The sequence below is a fragment of the Desulfurobacterium sp. genome (assembly GCF_027028515.1).
In the GTDB taxonomy this organism is placed as follows: Bacteria; Aquificota; Aquificia; order Desulfurobacteriales; family Desulfurobacteriaceae; genus Desulfurobacterium_A.
Window position 1 is genome coordinate 1 of record NZ_JALVIW010000050.1, and the last position, 4,320, is coordinate 4,320.

The window sequence follows — 4,320 nt, forward strand, 5'->3', positions numbered from 1 at the left end:
TGTTTACAACATATTTTTAAAACACCTGCTTGTTAGCTATGCTAATCTTAGAAGGTTTGACAGCCAGTTAACCGTTAGCGAATTAAAAGAGGTCGGCGTTCGGGAAAAAGAGCTTTTACCTCTATTTAACAATAGTTTTACTATTTATAGTAGAACCAATAACATTTCTATTAAAATTCAGAAAGAACTTAAAAATGCAGTAAAGATAAATGTCAGCAAAAATAACATAAAGATGGTTATTGAAAACTTTGATGCCATTTACGAAAATGTTGATTCTCTACAGGTTAAGACAAGCAGTTTAGCCTATAACGACTTCTTCTCCTATTTAAACGATCCTGAAAAATTGTTAAGAAGTTATGTAATTATGTCAAAAGACAGCCCCACAAACAAAAAAGTTTTATCAAAGATTACAAACAAAATCTTGGATTACTTCAGCACGAAAAAGAAATTAGAAGAAATAACTTCCGACAGGCTGTTTGATTACTATCTCAGAACAATGGGTAAACTTATCCTTGAAAGGAAGATAGATACCGAAATTATTTCTAAAAAACTCCAAAACTCCAGGATAAGGCAGAGGCTTATTGACATAATTGTTGAAAGAAACAGAAGTGTTCTGCCTATATACATCGTTGCATTAGAAAAGTATCTTACTGTTAGTGAGCTTAACGGAATACTTTCCTATATTTCTAAAGAGGACATTTCGAATATTCTTACCTATCTAAATGAAACAGGCAATACCGAACTTGTTAAGGTCGTTACCAAATTTTTAAATACTCAGGAACCGGGCAAGAAAAACAGGCTTGTATTGTAGAAAAAACAGTAGTATAATTTTCGTAAATGATAAGGAGGGAAAATGAAAGACTTTGTAGTCTTTATTAATACCTACAAGGGGACCGATTACGTATTAAAGATAATTGAAAGAGTAGCAAAGGCAAAAGGTATGCTTGACATCTACCGTGAAATGATGGAGCACATAACAAAGATTCACAACATGCGTCCGTGGGGAGAAATACAAAAGTTTGCACAGAAGATAGGCTGTTATTTATATGATGGGGATAAGCCCTCTAACGATTCCAGGATAAAGATACAGGGAATTTTTGCTAAAGGAAAGGTAATGATGAACATTTTAAAAAACAGGTACGATGTAAAACTTGAGCTTGACGAAAATTCCCTTTACCACCTTGATGAGGAAAGTGGAGCACTTTTTGAGGTGAACTGATGGGAAAAATCAGGTTTTTTGACCTGTTTGCCGGAATGGGTGGATTCAGGGTAGGATTAGAGGCAGAAGGATACAGGTGTATAGGTTTCTGTGAAATAGATCCGAAAGTAAGGAGTTTTTACAAGGCCGTTTATGGCACAGAGGGAGAGTTTGAATGGGATGACGTAAGAACCATTCCGATTGAAGAGATGCCTGACTTTGAAGTACTGACGGCAGGAATACCCTGTCAGCCGTTTTCGACTGCCGGTAAAAGGAGGGGATTAAAAGATGAAAGAGCTTATCCTCTTTGGAATTCAATGTTCAGGATTATTGAAAGAAAAAGACCTACAGTATGTATCTTTGAAAACGTTAAGGGACTATTTTCGGCAGATAGAGGATGGGCATTTGCCTACCTTCTCTATAAAATGGCCGAGCTCGGGTATGATGGTGAATGGACGGTTTTCAACAGTAAAGCCTTCGGCGTGCCACAAAACCGGGAACGTGTGTACCTTGTCTTCTATATTAGAGGAAAAAGTAGAGGAAAAGTATTTCCTTTCTCCGAAGAAGATAAAGTTTATTACATCCCCCCAGCAAAGAAGTCAAAAGGAACAGGAGAATCTCCCATTGTTTACGATCCGTTCAACCAAAATTTCAAAAAAGAACAGATAGTAAACACATTAAGAACCAACTTTACAAACGGAAACAGCTGGATAGTTAAGCCCAAAAAAGTGGGAAACATCTATCCCTCTAACGGACAGGCAGGGGATATCTATGATGGAACAGGAATTTCTCCCTGTCTGGTAGGTGGATGTGGAACAGACGGCCACTGGGGAGGAAATGTTCCTAAAGTAGTTGCCAATACTGTCCCTTCAGGGCATAGAGCTGGAAATGTTTATTCAATTTACGGTATCGCTCCTACTGTAATGGAAAACCACGGGAAAATCATAAGCGTGGCACTTGTTAACGGCTCAAGAAGTCAGGGATATAGAGTATTTTCACCTGAGGGTATTGGTATAACTCTTGTAGCCAGCAGTAGTGGAGAAAAGGCTGGTTTATACGCTTTTGGAAATAAAGACAATATTAAGATACGAAAACTTACGCCTTTGGAATGCTTTCGCCTCCAGGGATTTCCAGACTGGGTTTACTACAAAGGTAAAGAAGCAGGTTTTTCAAATTCACTAATGTACAAGATGGCCGGAAACGCAGTAACAGTTCAAATCCCACAGAGCATAGCGAGAAAACTAAAGAACCTTATTAGGTGGTAGGGATAATGGAAGTTAAAAAAGCAGGAAACTTTACAGTAATCAAAACCGAAAACAGAAAAGAAACCTTAGAATTCATTGAGGTTGTAAGAGAAGCCCACAAATACGGATGGGAGCTAATTGACAGTATTTTAATAACCTCTTTAGAAATACCCGAAAATTTCGATATAGATAAGTGGATAAAAAAGCTTAAAGAAATTAAAAAACTTGAAAAATACATATGGCAGAAATACTACGAATGCCAGAATAGAGGTGGTGGTATAGAATGCTATTCTCTCTTTATCGATTTTCTGAACCGTGCTAAAAACCTTGCCTGTAAAAAAGAAAAAGCAAGAATTCCAAAGGAAGAAGAAATCAAACAGTTATACAGACAAGTAGATTCTTATGTTGAAAAAGTTGTAAAAAGGTAAAACTTTATTACCCTCTCCGTAAGGAGAGGGCTTAAGACATATAATCAGTTGAGGTATTTTTTTGGAATATGCTTTCCGTTAAAGAAAGAAGAGTTCTTTTTCTTTCTATACTGCTGTGCTAAAAGTCTCATAGCCGTGTAAAAGAGCTCTACAAGGGTAACAATTTTATCCAAGACCTCTTTGTTTTTAAAGTTTGGTTCGGCCGCTTTTCTAACATTTTCAAGATCGATTATTGGGAATAGAGAGGTATATACCGGAATAATTATTCCGTTGCTGGTTATTTCGGGAGTGCTTCCTATATAAATCATTACACCAAACTCTTTCTCCTTATCCGGTTTGTTTGCAAGGTATTCTTCTATGTCTTTGTAAAATTTGTTTTTAAAGTCCATATACAGCATTTCTGGTACGACACTTCTGGCCTCTTCTATCACTTCATCTGCCGTTACGTTAGGGGAAAACCGGAACAGATTTATTGTCCCTATTGGACTGCCTACTACAAATATGTCTTTGCTTGCCTTTGTATCTGCATCACCGACTCCGAATGCCTGGAGTTCTATGCCTATATCCTCAAGTTTTATAAGCTGATCTAAAGCCGAAAGTATAAGCAGAATACTCATTAACTCCTTTTCAAACTTGCTTGATTCATCTTCGGAATCTAATCCGTTCTCAATGTAGTCGTAGAGGAACGATAAAGAGGCCAGCGTTATTGCACCTTTCGGAGTAATCATAGTATCTTTTGGAATAGGCAGGGTCTTACCGTTAAAAATGACGGTACCATCTTCGTTGATTCTGTAGAGAAAAACAGAAACCACACCTCTGTATGGCTTTCTATCCTTAATAGATTCAAACCAATTCCAGGCCGTTTTTAGTTCCTCAATGGTTTTATTTTCTATTTCTTCTACATTGGCTATGGGAACAACATTAGGGAAAAATTTTATCGCTTTTCTTACTTTTAATTCATCTTCGGCCGTAATTGGTGAATCAAGATAGGTTACCTGAAGTATCCTTTTACCGTCAGAGCTGAATCTCGTTTCCATCTTGCCTCCATACGCTGGTTTAAACTAATTATACCCCATAAAAAGAGGAAAAACAACTATTCTCTTTCGGTTTCTACCAGGTCAAACAACCTGTAGAGCTCATAACAGGTCTGATCCTCAATCGGCCTGACCACCATAACTATTTCTTTTGTCCCTCTTACGAAGTATATGTTGTAGTTATACTTTCCAAGCGTAACCTGCTTTATGCTTAACAAAACATACCAGGTAATATACTTGGAGTAGTATTCAGTTGCTTCTATTTTCGGCATTCTTTTCCATATAGTATAAATAGGTTTACCAAATTCATCAGCAGATTCGGCGATAATAACTTTTTGCCCATCAAGATGGATAGCTTTAACAAAGAATTCTTCCTCTTTAGGCTCTAAGAAAATGTGCTGACCCACTCTTACAAT

The 4,320-nt window shown here is 37.2% G+C and carries 6 protein-coding genes; 4 read left to right on the forward strand and 2 right to left on the reverse strand.

The window, feature by feature from the left end:
• The 4 genes from MV676_RS04470 to MV676_RS04485 all read left to right on the forward strand — a co-directional run.
• Positions 1 to 811, forward strand: an 811-nt coding sequence (locus MV676_RS04470; RefSeq protein WP_297445579.1) for a hypothetical protein, incomplete at its 5' end; no start/stop codon positions are given.
• A 42-nt stretch (positions 812 to 853) separates the two neighbouring features.
• Entirely contained in the window at positions 854 to 1,219 is a 366-nt protein-coding gene (locus MV676_RS04475) for a hypothetical protein (RefSeq protein WP_297445580.1), read from the forward strand.
• Positions 1,219 to 2,463, forward strand: coding sequence for a DNA (cytosine-5-)-methyltransferase (gene dcm / locus MV676_RS04480; RefSeq protein WP_297445581.1), 1,245 nt, complete (start codon positions 1,219 to 1,221; stop codon positions 2,461 to 2,463). Before MV676_RS04475 ends, dcm begins: the two co-directional genes overlap by 1 nt.
• A gap of 5 nt (positions 2,464 to 2,468) precedes the next feature.
• Positions 2,469 to 2,870: a hypothetical protein gene (locus MV676_RS04485; protein WP_297445582.1), complete on the forward strand. Its 402-nt coding sequence runs from the start codon at positions 2,469 to 2,471 to the stop codon at positions 2,868 to 2,870.
• Between the two features lie 44 nt (positions 2,871 to 2,914).
• Here the strand turns inward: MV676_RS04485 and MV676_RS04490 are convergent, their stop codons facing one another.
• Together MV676_RS04490 and MV676_RS04495 are read right to left on the reverse strand one after the other, a co-directional pair.
• Positions 2,915 to 3,907 (reverse strand): hypothetical protein, encoded by a 993-nt coding sequence (locus tag MV676_RS04490; protein WP_297445583.1) that lies wholly within the window; start codon positions 3,905 to 3,907, stop codon positions 2,915 to 2,917.
• A 56-nt stretch (positions 3,908 to 3,963) separates the two neighbouring features.
• Positions 3,964 to 4,320, reverse strand: a 357-nt coding sequence (locus MV676_RS04495; RefSeq protein WP_297445584.1) for a hypothetical protein, incomplete at its 5' end; no start/stop codon positions are given.

Coding starts and splice junctions, on each gene's coding strand:
- MV676_RS04485 (WP_297445582.1), top strand. CDS start 2,469: ATGGAAGTTAAAAAAGCAGGAAACTTTACAGTAATCAAAACCGAAAAC.
- dcm (WP_297445581.1), top strand. CDS start 1,219: ATGGGAAAAATCAGGTTTTTTGACCTGTTTGCCGGAATGGGTGGATTC.
- MV676_RS04475 (WP_297445580.1), top strand. CDS start 854: ATGAAAGACTTTGTAGTCTTTATTAATACCTACAAGGGGACCGATTAC.
- MV676_RS04490 (WP_297445583.1), bottom strand. CDS start 3,907: ATGGAAACGAGATTCAGCTCTGACGGTAAAAGGATACTTCAGGTAACC.